The organism is Enterobacter sp. C4G1 (genome assembly GCF_052886895.1).
This window is the reverse complement of record NZ_JBQVVV010000002.1, coordinates 1,367,753-1,389,428: the sequence shown is the minus strand read 5'-3', so window position 1 is coordinate 1,389,428 and position 21,676 is coordinate 1,367,753. Positions and strand designations below refer to the sequence as shown.

General features: G+C 57.5%; 15 protein-coding genes. 7 read left to right on the top strand and 8 right to left on the bottom strand.

The features are described 5' to 3' along the window. Positions 1-131 precede the first annotated feature (131 nt). From fbaB to ACT9TW_RS20535, 7 genes are all read left to right on the top strand, one after another. Positions 132-1,184: a class I fructose-bisphosphate aldolase gene (fbaB, locus tag ACT9TW_RS20565; protein WP_014070977.1), complete on the top strand. Its 1,053-nt coding sequence runs from the start codon at positions 132-134 to the stop codon at positions 1,182-1,184. Between the two features lie 294 nt (positions 1,185-1,478). Then, complete coding sequence (locus ACT9TW_RS20560) at positions 1,479-2,633, top strand: mandelate racemase family protein (protein ID WP_446493550.1); 1,155 nt, start codon at positions 1,479-1,481, stop codon at positions 2,631-2,633. A 33-nt stretch (positions 2,634-2,666) separates the two neighbouring features. Continuing rightward, positions 2,667-4,283 carry an ABC transporter substrate-binding protein gene (locus ACT9TW_RS20555; protein WP_446493549.1) on the top strand — a complete coding sequence of 539 codons (1,617 nt, stop codon included), beginning with the start codon at positions 2,667-2,669 and terminating at the stop codon, positions 4,281-4,283. After that, positions 4,280-5,317 (top strand): ABC transporter permease, encoded by a 1,038-nt coding sequence (locus ACT9TW_RS20550; protein ID WP_446493548.1) that lies wholly within the window; start codon positions 4,280-4,282, stop codon positions 5,315-5,317. The genes ACT9TW_RS20555 and ACT9TW_RS20550 overlap by 4 nt, the downstream gene beginning before the upstream one ends. Continuing rightward, the gene (locus ACT9TW_RS20545; RefSeq protein WP_446493547.1) at positions 5,314-6,219 is read left to right on the top strand and encodes an ABC transporter permease; all 906 of its coding nucleotides are present in this window, start codon (positions 5,314-5,316) and stop codon (positions 6,217-6,219) included. The genes ACT9TW_RS20550 and ACT9TW_RS20545 overlap by 4 nt, the downstream gene beginning before the upstream one ends. Next, complete coding sequence (locus ACT9TW_RS20540) at positions 6,191-7,051, top strand: ABC transporter ATP-binding protein (protein ID WP_446493546.1); 861 nt, start codon at positions 6,191-6,193, stop codon at positions 7,049-7,051. Before ACT9TW_RS20545 ends, ACT9TW_RS20540 begins: the two co-directional genes overlap by 29 nt. A 9-nt stretch (positions 7,052-7,060) precedes the next feature. Further along, the gene (locus ACT9TW_RS20535) at positions 7,061-7,834 is read left to right on the top strand and encodes an ABC transporter ATP-binding protein (RefSeq protein WP_446493545.1); all 774 of its coding nucleotides are present in this window, start codon (positions 7,061-7,063) and stop codon (positions 7,832-7,834) included. A gap of 97 nt (positions 7,835-7,931) precedes the next feature. Here ACT9TW_RS20535 and yegS read toward each other — a convergent pair whose 3' ends face one another. The 8 genes from yegS to ACT9TW_RS20495 all read right to left on the bottom strand — a co-directional run bounded on the left by yegS (position 7,932) and on the right by ACT9TW_RS20495 (position 21,596). After that, positions 7,932-8,831, bottom strand: coding sequence for a lipid kinase YegS (yegS, locus tag ACT9TW_RS20530; RefSeq protein WP_446493544.1), 900 nt, complete (start codon positions 8,829-8,831; stop codon positions 7,932-7,934). Positions 8,832-9,080: 249 nt separating this feature from the next. Next, a complete protein-coding gene (trhP, locus tag ACT9TW_RS20525) occupies positions 9,081-10,442 on the bottom strand; it encodes a prephenate-dependent tRNA uridine(34) hydroxylase TrhP (protein WP_182061711.1) in 1,362 nt (453 codons plus the stop codon). A gap of 171 nt (positions 10,443-10,613) precedes the next feature. Next, the gene (gene baeR / locus ACT9TW_RS20520; protein WP_182061710.1) at positions 10,614-11,336 is read right to left on the bottom strand and encodes an envelope stress response regulator BaeR; all 723 of its coding nucleotides are present in this window, start codon (positions 11,334-11,336) and stop codon (positions 10,614-10,616) included. Further along, the gene (gene baeS / locus ACT9TW_RS20515; RefSeq protein WP_446493543.1) at positions 11,333-12,736 is read right to left on the bottom strand and encodes an envelope stress sensor histidine kinase BaeS; all 1,404 of its coding nucleotides are present in this window, start codon (positions 12,734-12,736) and stop codon (positions 11,333-11,335) included. Before baeS ends, baeR begins: the two co-directional genes overlap by 4 nt. Continuing rightward, positions 12,733-14,148, bottom strand: coding sequence for a multidrug transporter subunit MdtD (gene mdtD, locus ACT9TW_RS20510; protein ID WP_446493542.1), 1,416 nt, complete (start codon positions 14,146-14,148; stop codon positions 12,733-12,735). The genes baeS and mdtD overlap by 4 nt, the downstream gene beginning before the upstream one ends. Further along, on the bottom strand, positions 14,149-17,226 hold the full coding sequence (mdtC, locus tag ACT9TW_RS20505) for a multidrug efflux RND transporter permease subunit MdtC (protein ID WP_446493541.1): 3,078 nt from the start codon (positions 17,224-17,226) through the stop codon (positions 14,149-14,151). Beyond that, positions 17,227-20,349: an MdtB/MuxB family multidrug efflux RND transporter permease subunit gene (locus ACT9TW_RS20500; protein WP_446493540.1), complete on the bottom strand. Its 3,123-nt coding sequence runs from the start codon at positions 20,347-20,349 to the stop codon at positions 17,227-17,229. Continuing rightward, positions 20,349-21,596, bottom strand: coding sequence for an MdtA/MuxA family multidrug efflux RND transporter periplasmic adaptor subunit (locus tag ACT9TW_RS20495; RefSeq protein WP_446493539.1), 1,248 nt, complete (start codon positions 21,594-21,596; stop codon positions 20,349-20,351). Before ACT9TW_RS20495 ends, ACT9TW_RS20500 begins: the two co-directional genes overlap by 1 nt. Positions 21,597-21,676 lie beyond the last annotated feature (80 nt).

Below are 21,676 nucleotides of genomic sequence, written 5' to 3'. Positions count from 1 at the left end.
CAGCGGATTGTGCTGAAAAAATCCCTGCTGGTGGAAAATCTGTTAAGTCAGTACCAGGCTTAGTCTGCCCGCAAAAATGTGGGTCTGGATCTCACTCACCGACACGACGTCGGAATTACGGGAGCATCACTATGACTGATATTGCGCAGTTGCTTGGCAAAGACGCCGACAGCCTTTTACAGCATCGTTGTATGACCATTCCAGCCGACCATCTCTATCTGCCCGGTCACGACTATGTCGACCGCGTGATGATAGACAACAACCGCCCGCCAGCCGTACTGCGAAACATGCAGACGCTCTACAATACCGGGCGTCTGGGCGGAACCGGGTATCTGTCCATTTTGCCGGTTGACCAGGGCGTAGAGCACTCGGCGGGGGCATCCTTCGCGGCCAATCCGCTCTATTTCGATCCGAAGAACATTGTAGAGCTGGCGATTGAAGCGGGTTGCAACTGTGTGGCGTCGACTTACGGCGTGCTGGCCTCGGTGTCCCGCCGTTACGCGCACCGCATTCCTTTCCTGGTGAAGCTGAACCATAACGAAACCCTGAGCTACCCAACCGAATATGACCAGACGCTGTACGCCAGCGTCGAGCAGGCCTTCAACATGGGCGCGGTGGCGGTAGGGGCGACCATCTATTTTGGCTCTGAACAGTCGCGTCGTCAGATTGAAGAGATCTCTGCCGCCTTTGAGCGTGCGCACGAACTGGGGATGGTGACCGTGCTGTGGGCCTATCTGCGTAACAACGCGTTCAAGAAAGACGGTGTGGATTACCACGTCTCCGCTGACCTGACCGGCCAGGCAAACCATCTGGCGGCGACCATCGGCGCGGATATCGTGAAGCAGAAAATGGCCGAGAATAACGGCGGTTATAAAGCAGTTAACTTCGGTTACACCGACGATCGTGTTTACAGCAAACTGACTACCGATAATCCAATCGATCTGGTGCGCTACCAGCTGGCGAACTGCTATATGGGCCGCGCGGGGTTAATTAACTCCGGTGGCGCGGCAGGCGGTGAAACGGATCTGTCAGACGCGGTACGTACAGCGGTTATCAATAAACGCGCGGGCGGCATGGGGCTGATCCTTGGCCGTAAGGCGTTTAAGAAATCGATGGCCGACGGCGTGAAGCTGATTAATGCGGTTCAGGATGTGTATCTGGATAGCAAAGTGACCATAGCGTAATCTCTGACGTCTCCCTCTCCCTTTGGGAGAGGGCTGGCATGAGGGAATAAAACAGCATCTGATTCAATTCGAAATAACATTTCATTTCATTCAAACACCCGTCCCGATCGACATCACATTTCAGATCCCTTTTGTGAAAACTGTCACTCCCTTACGTGCATATGCACAAAAAATGGCCGATGCTTAGCGGAATTTGTCTAAGGCAGCGGACGAATTTTGCGCTTAAAGTTAGTTTCGAAACAGCTTTTCAAATTACAAAATCGCTCTGAACCTCTGTAGTGTTAAGGACTGATAATGAAAATAGAATCTGTAAACGTCACCGTCTTCCAGTACCCGACGCGTCGTGTTTCTGACAGCGCTGGGCATTCGCATCCAGGGCCGGAAAGCATGGCCAAAATGGCGATGCTGACCATCACGGCAGACGATGGCACCAAAGGGTATTCGTTCGCGCCGCCGGAAGTGGTGCGTCCCTTTGTGGTCAACACCTTCTTTCGCAAAGTGCTGGTCGGGCAAGATGCGTTCAACCGCGAACGTATCTGGCAGGATCTGGCGCACTGGCAGCGCGGCAGCGCACATCAGCTGACCGAGCGCGCGCTGGGCTTCGTTGAACAGGGGCTGTGGGATCTCATTGGCCGCAAACTCAACGTGCCGGTCTGGAAATTGCTGGGTGGCTACCGTGACAAAGTCCCGGCTTACGGCAGCACCATGTGCGGCGACGATCTGCCCGGCGGGTTGTCGACTCCGGAAGAGTACGCCAGTTTTGCCGAAAAGCTGGTGGCGCGCGGGTATAAGGCCATCAAGCTGCATACCTGGATGCCGCCGGTTTCCTTCGCCCCAAACCCGAAAATGGACGTCAAAGCCTGTGCTGCCGTCCGTGAAGCCGTCGGCCCGGATATTGACCTGATGATCGACGGCTACCACTGGTACAGCCGTACGGAAGCGCTCTACATCGGTAAAGAGCTGGAAAAACTCAACTTCGCCTGGTTTGAAGAGCCAATGGAAGAAGAGAGCATGGCCTCCTACGTGTGGCTGGCGGAAAACCTGTCGATCCCGATTATCGGGCCGGAAAGCCTGGGCGGAAAACACCACAGTCGTGCCGACTGGGTCAAAGCCGGGGCGTGCGACATTCTGCGTGCCGGGGCAAACGGCGTGGGCGGCATTTCACCCACGCTGAAAGTGGCACACCTGGCCGAGTCGTTCGGGATGGACTGCGAAGTTCACGGTAACGGCGCGGCAAGCCTTGCTGTCATCGGCGCGATTAAAAACTGTCGCTGGTACGAGCGTGGCCTGCTGCACCCGTTCCTCGACTACGACGAACCGGCGGCGTACCTCAACAGCCTGGTCGACCCGATGGACGAAAACGGCATGGTCAGCCTGCCGACCCGTCCGGGACTGGGCGAAGACATTAATTTTGCATATATCGAAGCCAATACCGTCAGCCACGACTGACAGATAAAAACGTACCCTACAGGCGATATATACATGAAACGAACTCCCTTGGCCGGAGCGTGTTTACTCGCGCTCGCGCTGATGATGGGGAGCGGTGCGGCGTACGCAAAAACGCCGCCCGATCAGCTCATCATCGGCATGAATATGAACAATCTGCTGACGCTCGACCCGGCGGCAATGACCGGTAACGAAGTGGTCGGCATTGTGGTTAACCTCTACGATTCCCTGGTAGAGCTTGATCCGAACGAACTCACCAACGTCAGGCCCGCGCTGGCGAAGTCCTGGGATATTGCCCCGGACGGTAAAACCCTGACCTTTCATCTGCGCGACGACGTGAAATTCCACTCCGGCAATCCGCTGAGGGCAGAAGATGTGGTCTGGTCGATGCGCCGCCTGCTGCACCTTAACCTTGCCCAGGCGTCGGTGTGGAAGTCCTACGGTTTCAGCAAGAAAAACATCGATAAACAGGTCAGCGCCCCGGATGATTACACTGTACAAATCGTCCTGCCTAAAGCCAATGACCCGCAGCTGGTGATCTACTCCCTGGGCGCGTTGGGTAACCTGGGTGTGCTCGACAGCAAAACCGTGCAGCAGCACGCAGCCAACAACGACTGGGGCAACCGATGGCTCACCACCAACGAAGCAGGTTCAGGCCCGTTTATGCTGGAAACCTGGCAGGCGAAAGATGTGCTGCGGATGCAGCGTAATCCGCACTACTGGCGTGACGAGCCGAAGATGAACCGCGTGGTATTGCGCCATTTTCAGGAGTCACAAACCCTGCGTCTGATGATTGAGAAAGGCGACCTCGACATTGCCAACAACATGGCGGTGGCGGACATCAATGCCCTGCGTAAAGACCCGCAACTCACCGTTGAAGCCGTGCAAAAAGGCACGGTCTACTACGTGGCGATGAGCATGAAAGAGGCGCATTTCGCCAACGCTAAAGTGCGTGAGGCGGTGCGCTATCTGATTGATTATCAGGGTATCAACAAGGCGCTGATGCCGGGTTACGGTGTGCTGCATCAGCGTCCGATCAAAGCGGGGATGCCGTCCACACTGCCGGATCCTGGCTACAGGCTGGATATTCCGCGCGCCAAAAAGTTGCTGGCAGAAGCGGGTTACCCGAACGGATTCGATACCACCCTGCGTGTGTTGGCGGATCAGCCGTTCCTCAATATCGCCATTGCCGTGCAGTCCACCCTGATGCAAGCGGGGATCAACGCCAAAATCATCACTGGTACCGGCAACCAGATTTACGGTGCCATGCGCGAGCGTAAGTTCGACATGCTGGTGGGGCGCGGCGGCAGCGGGGTTGAGCCACATCCGCACTCCAGCCTGCGCGCGCTGGTCTATAACCCGGACAACAGCGATGAAGCCCGGCTGACCAACTTCCAGGGCTGGCGCACCAGTTTCTATGATAAACCGCTCAACGAAATGATCGATAAAGCTCTGCTGGAGCGCGATCCACAAAAACAGGTAGCCGATTACCAGCAGATCCAGGTGCGTTACGATGAGCTGATCCCGGCGATGATCCCGCTCTCGCAAATGGTTGATTCCGTGGTGGTGCGCAACGAGGTGAAAAACTTCCAGTCGCACCCGTCGGCCACCACCTTCCTGCGTGAAGTCTACAAAACCGGAGGTGAACAATGAGTGTGGCGATCCTCGCGCCCGGCTCCCGTACCCGGCGCTTTTCAAAACGGTTGACGCAGGTCGTCATTACGCTGTTTGGCCTGCTACTGCTGACCTTTTTCATCGGCCGCGTAATGCCTGTCGATCCGGTGCTGGCGATAGTCGGCCCGGATGCCGACCACAGCACCTATCAGCAGGTGTATCACCAGCTGGGGTTTGATAAATCATTGCTGACCCAGTTTGGCATTTACCTGAATAACCTGCTGCACGGCGATTTGGGCAATGCGCTGCTGACCGGCAAACCGGTAACGGCGGATATCCTGCGCGTCTTCCCGGCCACGCTGGAGCTGGCGACGATGGCGATTATCGTCGGCGCTGGCCTCGGCATTCCGCTGGGCGTGCTGGCGGCGGCGCGTCGCAACAGCATTTCCGATTACGTGGTGCGTATCATCAGCCTGGCAGGTTATTCCACGCCGATTTTCTGGGTGGGGATGATGGGCCTGTTGCTGTTCTACGCCTGGCTTGGCTGGGTGGGCGGTGCAGGGCGTCTGGATCTGGGACTGGACGGTGTCGTCCCGCGCCGCACCGGGCTGATGACCGTCGATGCGCTGCTGGCCGGAAATGGTGAAGTGTTCTGGAACGCCATTAACCATCTGGTTCTGCCTGCTTCGCTGCTCGGTTTTCACTCGCTGGCCTACATCAGCCGTATGACACGCAGCTTTATGCTGGCGCAGCTGTCGCAGGAGTTCATCATCACCGCACGGGTAAAAGGCTTAACCGAGCGCCAGGTTATCTGGAATCACGCGTTTCGCAACATCCTCGTACAGTTGCTGACGGTCGTCGCGCTGGCCTACGGCTCGCTGCTGGAAGGGGCGGTACTGATTGAAACCGTCTTCTCCTGGCCGGGCTTTGGCTCGTACCTCACCGGTAGCCTGCTGCTCGGCGATATGAATGCGGTAATGGGCTGCGTGCTGCTGGTGGGCATTATCTTTGTGATGCTCAACCTGCTCTCCGACATGCTGTATCAACTCTTTGACCCGAGGACGAAATCATGACCGTTTCTCTGGATACGCCGCTGGGAGCCGGGCAGTCTGAAGGCCGCCAGCGTATCAAACGCACGTTTGCCCGTGCTGCTGGTTTTATCGGCAAAATGGCGCGCAATCCGCTCACCGCTATTGGCGGCGGCATTATCCTGCTGCTGTTGATTGTCGCGGCCTTCGCGCCGCTGATTGCGCCCTATAACCCGCTGGTGCAGGACCTGAACAATGCGCTGGTGGCACCGAATGCGCAGCACTGGTTCGGCACTGATGAGTTTGGCCGCGATATCTTCAGCCGCCTGGTGTATGGCTCGCGCATCACGCTCTATATCGTGCTGCTGGTCTCCGTCACCGTGGGGCCGCTGGGGCTGCTGCTGGGTGTAGCCGCCGGCTATTTTGGCGGCAAAGTGGATGCGGTCCTGATGCGCGTCACCGATATTTTTATCTCCTTCCCAAGCCTGGTGCTGGCGCTGGCGTTTGTGGCGGCGCTCGGCCCGGGGCTGGAACACGTGGTGATTGCCATTACGCTGACCGCATGGCCGCCGATTGCTCGCCTGGCGCGTGCAGAAACGCTTTCTCTGCGGCAGGCCGATTTTATCTCCGCCGTGCGTTTGCAGGGGGCATCGCCGGTGCGCGTATTGTGGCACCACATTGTGCCGCTGTGCCTGCCGTCGGTGATTATCCGTATTACCATGAACATGGCGGGGATCATCCTTACCGCAGCCGGTCTGGGCTTCCTCGGCCTTGGCGCACAGCCGCCGGAGCCAGAGTGGGGGGCGATGATTTCAAGCGGCCGCACCTACATGATGGAGTGCTGGTGGGTGGTGACTATTCCGGGGCTGGCAATTCTGATTAACAGCCTGGCTTTTAACTTCTTAGGAGATGGCTTACGTGACATCCTCGATCCTCGCAGCGAATAACCCTTTGCTAGACGTGCGCGATCTTCACGTCGATTTTATCAACGGCGGCGCAGTGACTCACGCCGTGCGCGGTGTCTCTTTCCAGCTCGGGCGTGAAAAGCTGGCAATTGTCGGCGAATCCGGTTCCGGGAAATCCACCGTCGGGCGGGCGCTGCTGCGCCTGCATCCGGCTAAAGCACAAATCAGCGCCACCCGGATGCAGTTTGGCGATATGGATTTACGTAATGTCAGCGAGGCGCAGATGCGTGCCATTCGCGGTAAGCGTATCTCGATGATCATGCAGGACCCGAAATACTCGCTCAACCCGGTGGTGTGCGTGGGCGATCAGATTGCCGAAGCCTGGCTGACCCATCATCCGGGGCGTAAAGCGGAGGCGAAAGCCAAAGTGCTGGAGATGCTCGACGTGGTGCGCATTCGCCAGCCGGAGCGCGTGTATCACCTCTATCCGCATGAGATTTCCGGCGGGCAGGGGCAGCGCATCATGATTGCGATGATGCTGATAACCGACCCGGAACTGGTCATTGCCGACGAACCGACCTCGGCGCTGGATGTGTCGGTGCGCTTGCAGGTGCTGGGTTTGCTGGACGATCTGGTGCAGTCGCGTGGTCTGGGGCTGATTTTTATCAGCCACGACATCAACCTGGTGCGCAGCTTCTGTGACCGGGTGCTGGTGATGTACGCCGGGCGCGTGGTGGAGTCCATTGCGGCGAAAGATTTGCATAACGCGCAACATCCTTATACGCAGGGCTTAATCAGCGCGCTGCCGGAAATTAACCATCGCCGCCCGACGCTGCCGGTACTGCAGCGCCAGGCCAGCTGGCTCACCGAGTAAGGAGCAGAGATGATCGAGATTAAACACCTCAACCTGGCGTTCGGCGAGGGTGAGAAGCGCAATCAGGTGCTGGATGACGTAAACATCAGCGTGAAAGAGGGTGAAATTTACGGTCTGGTGGGGGAGTCCGGTTCAGGCAAAACCACGGTGCTCAAATGCCTGGCCGGGCTGTTCACCCACTGGGACGGCGAGCTGGCGATTGACGGTAAGCCGCTGGAAAAACGTATCAGCCAGGAACGCTGTCGGCGGGTGCAGATGGTGTTTCAGGACCCCTACGGCTCGCTCCATCCACGTCATACCATTGGCGATATTCTGGAAGAGCCGCTGCAAATCCACGGTTTCAAAGAGCGCGACCGACGTATTCATGCGTTGCTGGATAAAGTAGGGCTGAACCGGGCGTTTCGCGACCGTTATCCGCATCAGCTTTCTGGCGGGCAGCGTCAGCGTGTGGCGATTGCCCGGGCGTTAATTCTGGAGCCGCAGGTGCTGTTGCTGGACGAGCCGACCTCGGCGCTGGATGTGTCGGTACAGGCGGAGATCCTGAACCTGCTGGCGGAGTTGCAGCGGGAGTCGAATTTGACCTACCTGATGGTGACGCACGATTTAGGCGTTATCGCGCATTTGTGTCAGAAGGTGGCGGTGATGCAATACGGCAAAATCCTCGAAAGCCTGACCGTGGACGAACTGGTGGCCGGGCAGGCCAGAACCGACTATACGCGGATGCTGGTGAATGCCAGCCAGCAATACAGCCGCGAGATGGCGCGGGAGGTGGCGGTGTATTAGGTTTGTGCGGTCTTTAGCCGGGTGGCGCTTCGCTTACCCGGCCTACACGCACGGTACTGTAGGCCGGGTAAGGCTTAGCCGCCACCCGGCAAAAACATCAGCGCAAAAGCACACAGTCCGGCGGCAACCGGCACTGCAGCGCGCCAGGCAAAACTTCGATGCGGAACCGCTCTCCGCTCAACGGCTCTCCGTCGAGGTTAAAGGTCATGCCGTGTGGGGCATTCACCTCAAACCAGGCCGATTGACCGTCGATAATATTCGGGCTTTCCTGCGGCTGAGTAAGCGTGGTGAACAGCGCAGGCAATAGCCCGTCACCAGTGAAAATACGCAGTTCTAACAGACCGTCGTTAATCAGAGCCCCCGGGCACAACTGCTGCCCACCGCCTGCCTGACGCCCGTTGCCGATACCGATCACCAGGGCATCCCCTTGCCAGTGAAAATCATCCCCGGTGATTTCGCAGCGATCCGGTTTCAGGGTGTCCATACGCATCAGGCCGTGGATCAGATAAGAGACACCGCCAAGCGCCGCTTTCAGTTTTTCCGGCGTTTCACTGGTGATCCGCGTACCAAATCCGCCCGTCGCCATATTGATAAAACAGGTCTTATCATTCACCAGAGCGATATCTACAGCGGTGGTTTTTCCAAGAATGGCCAGCTGGAGCGCTTTCGCTAAATCCTCCGGGATCCCGGCGCTGGTGGCAAAATCGTTAGCCGTTCCAAGCGGCAAAATGCCCATTGCCGGGCGCTGGGGCGTCTCCAGATGAATCAGCGCGGTGGCAATTTCGTTAATGGTCCCGTCGCCACCGCCGGATATCACGGTGTCCACGCCAAGCTCGCACGCCTCGGCAATATACCGGGCGACATCGCCTTTTTCCCACGTGACACGAACGTGAATACAGGCGCCGTCGTTTCGCAAGTTAACAATTGCCTGACGCAGGATATCGTTACCGGCACTCTTGCCGTTCAGAATTAATAAACTGGCTGGATAGGTTGCCATCCGCATCGCTCCCTTTTTTGCTTTATCAAAAGTGTATCTCAGGGAGGAAAAAAGCGGGTAAGAACAGGACGAAAGGCAAAAAAATAAGCCCGCGTAAGGGAGATTACGCAGGCTAAGGAGGTGGTTCCTGGTACAGCTAGCATTTATGGGTTATGTTTTTCAGCGCTGTGGATAATACCCGTATTGAACGAAGCGGTATGTGATCCGATTCTAAGAATCATCCCAACCTGAAAAAATCCCCATTATTAACTATTTGCTGTGCGGATTTCGGGTGCTTTCTCCGTCGAAATTACGCATCAGAAGCGCAAATTCCAGATCTACTTCTTCCGGGACTGGCAGCCAGACAACGTGACCGTCTCCTGGAGCCACCTCAATCGCTTCGCCTTTTTTGTTTTCCAGATGCTCCAGGCGGAAGTTCATGTTGCCTTGTGGGGTCATCAGCTCCAGGCTGTCGCCTTTGGTGAATTTGTTTTTCACGGCAACCGCAGCCAGCGGGCCTTTGCGCTCGCCGGTGAAATCGCCGACAAACTGCTGGCGCTCAGAGATCGAATAGCCGTGCTCGTAGTTCTGGTAGTCGTCATGGGTATGACGGCGCAGGAAGCCTTCGGTATAACCGCGATGCGCCAGGCCTTCGAGTGTTTCCAGCAGGGACGTGTCGAACGGTTTACCGGCTGCGGCATCGTCGATGGCTTTACGGTAAACCTGCGCAGTACGGGCGCAGTAGTAGTAGGACTTGGTGCGGCCTTCGATTTTCAGCGAATGCACGCCCATCTGGGTCAGGCGTTCAACGTGGGCGATGGCACGCAGATCTTTGGAGTTCATGATGTAAGTGCCGTGTTCGTCTTCAAAGGCGGTCATGTACTCGCCCGGACGTTTGGCTTCTTCAATCATAAACACGCTGTCGGTTGGTGCGCCGATACCGAGCGTTGGTTCGACGTTGGTGACCGGGATAGGCTCGTGCTTGTGCACGATATTCCCGATGTCATCCTCTTTGCCTTCCTGAACGTTGTATTCCCAGCGGCAGGCGTTGGTGCAGGTGCCCTGGTTCGGGTCTCGCTTGTTGATATAGCCAGAGAGCAGGCAGCGGCCGGAGTAAGCCATGCACAGTGCGCCATGAACGAAAATCTCGATTTCCATTTCCGGCACCTGGGTGCGGATCTCTTCGATTTCTTCCAGCGAAAGTTCACGAGACAGGATGACGCGGGTCAGCCCCATCTGTTTCCAGAATTTCACCGTTGCCCAGTTGACGGCGTTAGCCTGTACCGAGAGGTGAATATCCATTTCCGGGAAGTTCTCCCGAACCAGCATGATTAAACCCGGGTCTGACATAATCAGCGCATCTGGCCCCATATCCACTACCGGCTTGAGGTCACGGATGAACGTTTTCAGCTTGGCGTTGTGCGGCGCGATGTTTACCACCACGTAGAATTTTTTGCCCAGGGCATGTGCTTCATTGATGCCGAGTTGCAGGTTCTCGTGGTTGAATTCGTTGTTGCGCACGCGCAGTGAGTAGCGCGGCTGGCCCGCGTAAACAGCATCGGCACCATAAGCGAAAGCGTAACGCATATTTTGCAGCGTTCCCGCCGGGGAAAGGAGTTCCGGTTTAAACATGTTTGTTCTCGTTCTGATGACAGGTCAGATCCGCGTACACCTGGTGCAGCGGTAAGGGGAGATCCCCCACTTTAAGGGCGGGCATTGTAGCGCTGCGGGGCAGGGAGGTAAAGCGATTGTGGCCGGGCGGCGGCTGCGCTTGACCCGGCCCGAAACGTCAGAGTCTGACGATCATGCAATCCTGCACGCATCCGCTTCCCAGCGATACCCTACACCATACACCGCGCGAATAAATGACTGGTCGGTGTCGAGCGCTTCCAGCTTGCGGCGCAGGTTTTTGATGTGGCTGTCGATGGTACGGTCGGTGACGACGCGGTAATCGTCATACAGATGATTCAGCAATTGCTCGCGGGAGAACACTTTTCCCGGCTCGTGAGAGAGAGTTTTCAGCAGGCGGAACTCGGCGGGAGTGAGATCCAAAAGCTTGCTGCGCCAGCTCGCCTGGAAGCGGCTTTCATCGACAATCAGCGGGCTTTCGGCATCCAGCGCCTGCAATTCGCGATGCGGTTTGCAACGGCGGAGAATGGTTTTCACGCGGGCCACCACTTCACGGGGGCTGTATGGTTTACAGATGTAATCGTCGGCACCGATTTCCAGGCCCAGCAAACGGTCGATCTCTTCGATTTTGGCGGTCACCATAACGATGGGGACGTCAGAGAAACGGCGAATCTCACGGCACAGCGTCAGACCATCGGTGCCCGGCAGCATCAGGTCCAGCAGGATCAGGTCCGGCGGTGTCTGGCGCACGTAGGCCAACACCTGATCGCCATGGCTGATAAGCGATGGGGCGTAACTTGCCGCACGTAAATAGTCGATCAGTAACTGCCCAAGCTTAGGCTCGTCTTCCACGATCAGAATACGTGGTGTGTTTTCGTCAATCGGTAACTCGGTCATACTTCTCTCGATATATCCCGTTCCAGCGGTAACTCTACTGTAATGCTTACCCCGCCAAAAGGCGAATGGGCGGCGCGGATTGTGCCGTTATGAGCCTCAACGATGTTGACGCAAATCGCCAGCCCAAGCCCGGAGCCACCGCTGGCGCGGTTGCGCGAACCTTCGGTACGATAAAAGCGCTCAAACAACCTTTCCAGTTGTCCATCCTGCACGCCGGGTACCGAATCCGCAAAGGTGAGGGAAAAGCGCCCGTTTTCGCGCTTGCCGGAGATATGCAGCCCGCCACCGCTGTCGGTATAGCGCAGGCTGTTTTCCAGAAGGTTGTTGAACAGCTGCATCAGGCGGTCGCGGTCGCCAAACACGATGGCGCTGTCTGGCAGCGAGAGGTCAATTTGCAGGTTGCGGCTGGCAAAACGTTCGCGGAAGGCGCCGCTGGCGACTTCCAGCACGTTAATCACATCGATCGGTGCTTTCTGGTAGGCCAGTGCCCCTTCATCGGACATCGAAAGCTGGTGCAGATCGTCAACCAGCTTGGTCAGTGTGCCAACTTCGGCCTGCAGAGAGGTGACAGATTCCGGAGTAAACTGCCGCACGCCGTCCTGAATGGCTTCCAGCTCCCCGCGCAGTACCGCCAGCGGCGTGCGCAGCTCGTGCGAAATATCGGCCATAAAGTCGCGGCGCATCTGCTGGTTTTTCTCAAGCGTGCTGGCCAGCTGGTTAAAATCCTGCGCCAGTTTGCCCAGTTCATCCTGGCTGCGGGTGTCCACGCGGGTTGAGAAATCCCCGGCCGCCAGCTTGTGCGTGCCTTCTACCAGCCGTTTAACCGGTGCAAGCAGGCCGCGTGCCAGCGGGAAGGTGGCCAACGCGGCAAGCAGCGTCGAAAGCGCGACAATCAACCAGCTGGTCTGGCGCTGCTGTTTGTCGAAGTTGATATCCGTGTTGCGCGTCAGGCGTTCAACCGGGGAGGCGATCACCCAGCCGACCGTCGCGTTATTCACTGTGATGGCGCGCTTTGTGCCATCAGGCGGGACGGGCGCACGCGGGCCCACAAGCACACGCATGTCCTGGTCTATCACCCAAAACTGGGTACGCCAGCCGTGCGGCGGCATCCCGGGGCCGGGACGATCGTCGTCGGTATCGTGCTCAAGCGAGCGGAGGATTTGAAAAACAAAGCGGTCGTTATTACGCAGAAAACGCCAGTTGCCGTGCAGGGCATACTGTTCACCCAGCGCATCGCTCAGCCCCTGTAAACGCTGTTCGTTCCCGTGTTTGATGTAGTCAATAAAACCGCGCTCAAAGCTAACCCGCACCGCCCAGTGCATCGTGATCAGCAGAACGATACAGGTGGCAAAAATCGCCACAAACAGCTTTCCGGTGATCCCGGGACGCCAGAATTTCATGATGCACTCCTTTTGCCACGACGGATAACAACATTCTTACTGGTATCGTCCGGTACTCTGGCGAAGATAATCGCGGGCAGGGCGATAATTACCGCCATGCTGAGATAGGTATATAAAAACACCTGATGCGCGACCGGCGTGTCGACGCTGAGATGCTGCTGCCCGTACATGCCGAGCAGCAGGCCCGCCACGGTAACACCCACGCTCATGGAAAGCTGCATGATCATCGACAGCAGGCTGTTGCCGCTGCTGGCCAGTTCGTCCGGCAGATCTTTCAGCGTCAGGGTGTTCATCGACGAGAACCGCATCGAGTTGATAATGCCCTGGCAGAACAGGACCAGCGGCAGTGCGTAGTACCAGCCCATCAGCGCTACGCCCATAAACAGCAGGCTGATGATGGCCAGCCCCAGGGTGGCTGTGACCAGCACGCGACGGTAGCCAAAGCGGTTTACAACCTGCACCACAATGCGTTTCATCCCCATACTGCCAAGCACCATCGGGATCATCATTAAGCCCGCGTGGAACGGTGAAAAGCCCATCCCGATCTGGAGAAAAACCGGCGTCATAAACGGCAACATACCGCTGCCGACGCGCCCGGCAAAGCTGCCAAACAGCCCAAGACGGTAGGTAGCGTTTTTAAACAGCGACAGGCTGAACAGCGCCTGATCGTTATCCCGCGCATGGTACAAATACCACAGCACAGACATCACGCCGAGGGCGACAAGCATGCCCAGCGTCAGGGAGGAAATCCCCAGCCCTTTTTGCCCATCGAGCGCCAGGGTCAGGGTCGCCATACCGGCAGCCAGTAAGGTAAAGCCAACGAAATCAAAGCGCCGGGTTTGCATGGTGTAGTTAGGCATCAGCACCAGCGTGGCGATAGCCCCCACGATACCCACCGGCAGATTGATCAGGAAAATCCAGTGCCAGGAGGCGTATTCCACCAGCACACCGCCCAGCGCCGGGCCGAGCAGCGGGCCGACCTGGCCGGGCAGGGTGACAAAGGTCATCGCCGCCATGTACAGTTCGCGCGGGACGATTTTCATCACCGTCAGCCGGCCGACGGGCACCATCATCGCCCCGCCAACCCCCTGAAGGACACGCGCCATCACCAACTCATTGAGCGTGTTGGCTTGGGCGCAAAATAGCGAGCCCGCGGTAAACAGGATGATGGCGGTGAAAAAGATATTTCGGACCCCCACTTTGTCTGCCAGCCAGCCGCTTGCGGGCAGCATGACGGCAACCGTCAGCACGTAAGCGACGATCACCATATGCATGTGCAGTGGGCTCTCCCCCAGGCTTCTCGCCATAGAGGGGAGGGCGGTATTAACGATGGTCGTATCCAGCGACTGCATAAAGAAGCCGAAGGCGACAATCCATAACTGCCAGCGGACATTTTTGGGGAGTTCTGTCATTTACCCGTTTACCGTTTCTCTGTTTTTACGTGAAAAACGCACCCGCAGGCGGTCGAAGAAGAGATAGACCACGGGGGTGGTGTAGAGCGTTAACAACTGGCTCATCACCAGACCACCGACAATCGTTATCCCCAGCGGCTGACGCAGCTCTGAGCCGTCGCCACCGGAAATCACCAGCGGCAGGGCGCCAAACAGCGCCGCCAGCGTGGTCATCATGATCGGGCGAAAACGCAGCTGGCAGGCCTGGAAAATGGCTTCTTCCGGGCTCAGATTGCCGTGACGCTGCGCCACCAGCGCGAAGTCGACCATCATAATGGCATTTTTCTTCACTATGCCTATTAATAGCATGATACCGATTAGCGCGATTAGGCTGAATGGTGCACCGAACAGCTCCAGCGCCAGCAATGCCCCCACACCCGCCGAAGGCAGGGTAGAGAGGATTGTCAGCGGATGAACGTAACTTTCATACAACACCCCCAGCACGATATACACCGTGGCGATGGCCGCCAGGATCAGGATCACTTGTGAGTTCATCGTCTCCTGGAATACCTGTGCCGTTCCGGCAAAACTGCCGCGCACGGTGGACGGCACGCCAAGCTGGGTCATAGTGCGGTTGATGGCATCGCTCGCCTCAGACAGCGACGAATCGGTTGGCAGGTTAAACGAAATGGTTGAGGCGGCGGAAAGCCCCTGATGGTTAACAGAAAGAGGGGCGTTTGCGGGCTGCCAGCTGGCGAAATAAGAGAGCGGGATCGCCTTGCCATCGCTGTTAATCACAAACATTTTGTCCAGCGCGCTGATGTCCTGGGTGTAGCGCGGATCCACTTCCATCACTACCTTATACTGGTTCATCGGCTGGTAAATGGTGGAGATCTCGCGCTGACCAAAGGCGTTGTTCAGCAGGCTGTTGGCGGCTTCAACGTTAATGCCCAGCCGCGACATGGTTTCACGATCGTAGGTCAGATCCATCTCTGCGCCGTTGTCCTGCTGATCGGAGTTCACGTCTGCCAGTTGTGGCAGCGCCGCCAGCGCTTTGCGGATCTTCGGCTCCCATTCGCGCAGGGCGGCAAGGTCGTCAGACAGCAGGGTGTACTGATAGCTGGCGTTGGCCTGACGTCCGCCCACGCGGATATCCTGAACGGCCATCAAAAACAGATTGGCTCCCGGCTCTTTGGCAAGCTTCATGCGCAGGCGGTCGATAACCTGCTGCGCAGTTTCGTTGCGCACATCCCGGGGCTTGAGGGTAATAAACATCATCCCGCTGTTCACACGCGAACCGCCAGTAAAACCGGTGACATTATCCACGGCTTTGTCTTCGCGGATGATTTTCATAAAGTCCTGCAATTTACCGCGCATCGCCTGGAACGAGATGCTTTGGTCAGCCTGAATGCCGCCCATCAGTACCCCGGTATCCTGTTCCGGGAAGAACGTTTTCGGGATAGAGATGTACATCCAGACGTTGAGCACAATGGTGCCAATCAGCACCAGCCCGACAATCCGCGTGTGGTTCAGCACCCATTTCAGCGACTTGCCGTAGCTCTCCTGCATGGCCATCAGGACGCGGCCAAAACCTTTACGCCGTGGCTGCGAATGCGGTTTGCTGCGCTTAAGCATCCAGCCACACATCATCGGCGTTAACGTCAGCGAGATGGCCAGCGAAATACCAATGGCGACGGAGAGCGTAACGGCAAACTCCCGCAGCAGGCGGCCAGGCAGCCCGCCCATCAGCAGCAGCGGCAGGAACACCGCGACCAGAGACAGGCTCATAGAAAGCACCGTGAAGCCCACTTCGCGCGTACCCTGAAGCGCCGCCTGGAGCGGTTTCACGCCAGCTTCCAGATGGCGCGAGATATTCTCCAGCACCACAATGGCGTCATCCACAACGAAGCCCGTGGCAATGGTCAGCGCCATCAGCGAAAGGTTGTTCAGGCTAAATCCGCACAGGTACATGGCGGCAAAGGTGCCGATCAACGACACCGGAACGGCCACCGCCGGGATAAGCGTGGCGCGCCCCGAGCGCAGGAACAAAAACACCACCAGGATAACCAGCGCCACAGAGATAATTAACGTCTGCTCCACCTCTTCGAGCGAGGCGCGGATCGTCGGAGAGCGATCCTGGGCAATCTGCAAATCAATGGCCGCCGGAATGGTTTCCTGCAATTCCGGCAGGCGCGCGCGGATGCTGTTGACCGTCTGGATGATATTGGCTTCCGGCAGTTTGCGGATCATCAGCAAAATAGCCGGTTTGGCGTTGGTCATCCCGGCGTTACGCACATCCTGCACCGAATCGGTAACGCTGGCGACATCGCTTAAGCGTACCGCCGCACCGTTGTTGTAGTGAATGATCAGCGGTTGATATTCCGCGGCGGTTTTCAGCTCGTCGTTGGTCTGGATCTGCCAGCGATGGCTCTGGTCATCGATCGCTCCTTGCGGCTTGCGAACGTTCGCGTTGCTGATGGCAGTGCGCACGTCATCCAGCGACACGCCCTGGTTGAACAGCGCCTGCGGGTTTAAACCCACGCGTACTGCGGGCAGGGAGCTGCCGCCGACGTCAACGTCACCCACACCGTCAATCTGGGCGATGGTCTGCGCCAGTTGGGTGGAGGCAAAGTCGTAAAGTTGCCCCTGAGAGTAAGTATCCGAGGTGAGCGTCAGGATCATGATGGGCGCGTCAGACGGGTTGGCTTTACGATAGGTCGGACGGCTTGGCATCCCGCTTGGCAACAGGCTTTGCGCGGCGTTGATCGCGGCCTGTACGTCGCGTGCGGCACCGTTAATATCGCGGTCGAAGCTGAATTCCAGAATGATACGCGTGCTGCCAAGCGAACTGCTGGAGGTCATTTCGTTCACCCCGGCAATACGCCCCAGCGAGCGTTCCAGCGGCGTGGCCACCGAAGAGGCCATCGTTTCTGGCGAAGCGCCCGGCAGCGAGGCGCTGATCATGATCACCGGGAAATCCACCTGTGGCAGCGGGGCAACCGGCAGCAGCCGGAAGCCAAGCACGCCGCACAGGGTGATTGCGAGCGAAATTAATATCGTCGCGACCGGGCGGTAAATGAAGAGGGCGAAAAACTTCACTTACGCCTCCTCTTCACGTTTCGGGAAACGGCTTTTGGCCCAGATAGCCAGCTGGTCAAAGAGCAGGTAAATCACCGGGGTGGTAAACAGCGTCAGCACCTGGCTCACCAGCAGACCGCCGACCATGCCAATCCCCAGAGGGCGGCGCAGCTCAGCGCCCACGCCGGTACTCAGCATCAGCGGCAGGGCACCCAGTAGCGCGGCCAGCGTGGTCATCAGGATTGGGCGAAAACGCAGCAGACACGCCTGGAAGATTGCATCCCGCGGCGACATGCCCTGTTCGCGTTCGGCGGCAAGGGCAAAGTCGATCATCATGATGGCGTTTTTCTTCACGATGCCGATAAGCAGGATGATACCGATTATCGCGATCACATCCAGTTCACTGCCTGACAGCATCAGCGCCAGAAGGGCACCAACGCCTGCGGTCGGCAGGGTAGAGAGGATAGTTATCGGGTGAATAAAGCTTTCGTACAACACGCCGAGCACGATATACATCGCCACCACGGCGGCGACAATCAGCCAGATGGTATTCCCCAGTGCCGCCTGGAAGGCCAGCGTGCTGCCCTGGAACTGGGTCTGAATGTCTGACGGGAAGCTCAGCTCTTTTTCTGCCGCAAGAATGGCCTCTACGGCTTCACCCAGCGAGTATGCGTCTGGCACGTTGAACGAAATGGTGGTGGACGGGAACTGATCGAGATGGTTAATCGCAAGTGGGGTGTAGCGCTCTTCCACGCTGGCAATGGCACTTAACGGCACAATGCCGCCATCTTTACTGGTCAGGCGTACTGTATCCAGCGCGGCAAGCCCCGGTGTGTTTTCGGTGTTGTGCTCCAGCACTACGCGATACTGGTTCGCCTGGGTATAAATCGTGGAGATCAGCCGCTGCCCGAACGCGTTGTACAGCGCGTTATCAACATCCGCCATCGTGATGCCCAGACGGCTGGCACTGTCGCGGTTAACGTTCACATAGGCCGCCAGTCCTTTGTCCTGCCAGTCGCTGCTGACGTCGGAAATTTGCGGCAGCGCCTTGAGTTTGTTCACCAGCTGCGGCACCCAGGTGCTGAGCGCATCAAGCGAAGTGGCCTGTAACGTGAACTGATACTGGGTGCGGCTCACCTGGGTATCGATGGTTAAATCCTGAATCGGTTGCAGATACAGCTCGATTCCCGGCACGCGGGCGACGGCAGTTTGCAGACGCTTAATCACCGTTTGTACGCGGTCATCCCGGTCACTCAACGGTTTGAGATTGATTTGCAGACGCGCGCTGTTCAGCGACGGGTTGGTTCCGTCAACGCCCACGAAAGAGGTCAGGCTTTCAACCGCCGGGTCTTTCATGATGAGCTCAGACACCTGCTGCTGGCGCTGCGCCATGCTGGCAAAGGAGACGGACTGCGGAGCCTGAAGCGTGCCCTGAATGATGCCGTTATCCTGAATCGGGAAGAATCCTTTCGGGATGAAAATCCACAGCATCACGCTCAGCGCCAGCGTACCCAACGCCACGCCAAGGGTGGCCCACGGATGATTCAGCACTTTTGCCAGCAGGCGGCCGTAGGCGGCGATGATGCGTTCGAACATCCGCTCCGACGCCCGCGAGAAGCGGTTTTGTTTGCGCAGGGACTCAACGCTCAACATGCGGGCGCACATCATTGGCGTAAGCGTCAGAGACACTATCGCTGAGATTAAAATCGCGACCGCCAGGGTGACGGCAAATTCGCGGAACAAGCGGCCGACAATATCCCCCATAAACAGTAGCGGGATCAGTACGGCAATTAATGAGAAGGTGAGAGAAATAATGGTAAAGCCGATTTCTCCCGCCCCTTTCAGCGCGGCGGCTAACGGTTTTTCGCCTTTTTCGATGTAGCGGGAGATGTTTTCGATAACCACGATGGCGTCATCCACCACAAAACCGGTGGCGATAGTGAGCGCCATCAGCGTCAGGTTGTTGATCGAAAAATCAAGGAACACCATCACGGCAAACGTACCCACCAGCGATAACGGCACGGCGACGGCAGGGATAATGGTGGCCGGTACGTTACGCAGGAACAGGTAGATGATCATAACTACCAGCGCAATGGCCAGCATCAGCTCAAACTGGGTGTCGGAGACGGACGCGCGAATATTGGTTGTGCGGTCGGAAAGCACTTTCACGCTGACGGACTTCGGCAGGCTTTCAATCAGTTGCGGCAGCATGGTGCGGATGCTGTCGGCGGTATTAATGATATTGGCACCAGGCTGGCGCTGTACGTTCATTACAATCGCCTGCTGTTTGTTGGCCCAGGCACCAAGCCAGCTATTTTCTGCGCCTTGCTCAACGGTTGCCACATCGCCCAGGCGAACGGGTGCGCCATTTTGATACGCTACAATCAGCTGGCGATATTCATCGGCAGACTGCATCTGGTCGTTCGCAGAAAGCGTAACGGCACGCGTCGGGCCATCCAGCGAGCCTTTTGCGGAATTGACGTTCGCATTGCTTATCGCCGTGCGAATGGTTTCGCTGGTTAACCCCAGAGAAGCAATTGCCTGGGCGTTCAGCTTCACGCGCACAGCCGGGCGTTGCCCGCCTGCCAGTGTCACCAGACCCACCCCGGACACCTGCGAGATTTTCTGCGCCACGCGGGTTTCTACCATATCTTCCACCTGGGTCATCGGAATGGCAGATGAGGTGACCGCAAGGGTCATGATTGGCGGATCCGCCGGGTTAACCTTGCTGTAAACCGGTGGGTTGGGCAGGTCGGACGGCAGAAGGTTAGTGGCGGCGTTAATCGCGGCCTGCACTTCCTGCTCGGCAACGTCCAGCGACAGCGTCAGCTGGAACTGGAGAGTTACCACAGAAGCGCCGCCCGAGCTTTGCGAGGACATCTGTTTTAAGCCGGACATCTGGCCAAACTGACGCTCCAGCGGCGCGGTAATGGCAGAGGTCACGACATCCGGGCTGGCCCCAGGATAGAGCGTAATAACCTGAATGGTGGGGTAATCGACTTCTGGCAGCGCCGAAACGGGCAGAAAACGGTAACCAATAATCCCGGCCAGCAGAATGGCCACCATCAACAGCGTGGTGGCAACGGGGCGCAAAATGAACAGGCGTGACGGCCCACCTGTAGAGCTCGGTGGCATCACCTGCATCAGGAAGCCGCTCCCTGTTTTTTATGTTCGCGTCTGGCGGGTTGTTCCGCGGCGGTGGTGCTGTCATGCGCTTCAACCACTTCGACTTTGGCGCCTTCGGTCAGGCGGTCAATGCCGTCGGTCACCACGCGGTCGCCTGCGGAAATCCCGGCGCTGATAACCACCGTCTGGCTGTCCTGGATCCCGGTTTTCACCAGATGTTTGCTGACCTTGTTCTCACTGTTCAGCACCCAGACAAAGTTGCCTTCATTCCCCATTTGCAGTGCCGCTGCCGGAATGACTACGGCATTTTCTTCCGTGGCTACCAGCATTCGTGCATTCACAAACTGGTTCGGGAACAGGGCATCGTCCTGGTTGTTAAAGCGGGCTTTGAGCTTGATGGTGCCAGTGGTGGTATCAATCTGGTTATCAAGGCTCAGGAGAGAGCCTTGGCTCAGTTTCTGTTTGTTGGTGCGATCCCAGGCTTCGACGACCAGCCCCTGACCGGCCTTTTGCGCCTGCACAACGGTTGCGATATCGCTTTCCGGCAGGGTAAAGATCAAATCGATAGGATGGGTCTGGGTTATCACCACAATACCGGTGGTGTCGCTGCTGGAGATTTGATTTCCGATGTCGACCTGTTTCAGCCCCACGCGGCCATCGATGGGCGCGGTGATGCGACTCCAGTCGAGCTGTAACTGTGCACTGGCGACGGAAGCTTCATCAGCTTTTATTGTGCCCTGGGTTTCGCTCACCAGCGACTGCTGGGTATCAAGCTCCTGGCGTGACACCAGATTGGTTTTGACCAGCTGTTGATAGCGTGCTAAATCACGCTGCGCATTCGCGAGCGTGGCTTTATCTTTTGCGAGCTGCCCCTGAGCCTGGGCGAGGGCGACTTTGAACTGGCTCGGATCGATCTCTGCCAGTAAATCACCGGCTTTAACCTGCTGGCCTTCCTGGAAATGAATGGCCATCAACTGACCTTCGACACGGCTGCGGACCGTTACCGTGTTTGCCGCCGTTATGGTCCCCAGGCCGGAAAGATAACGAGGAACGGCTTTGTTTACCGCCGTCGCAGCCTGCACCGGCGCCAGCACGCCGCCGCGCATCCCGTGGCGGCCACCGCCCACAGGGCGCTGTGGCTGGGAACTTGCTCCAGCGGGTGTCGCAGTACCGGAAGATTGACTGTGCCAGTACCAGGCGGCGGCAAGGACCACCACAATGATGCCAGCGGCGATTGCCCAGCGGGATTTTTGACTGCCTTTCATCGTTATACGTTCTCATCCTGAAACACTTCGGGGAATGATACTAGTTTAGTCAGGCAAGACGGCAGAAAAATGGAGGAAAT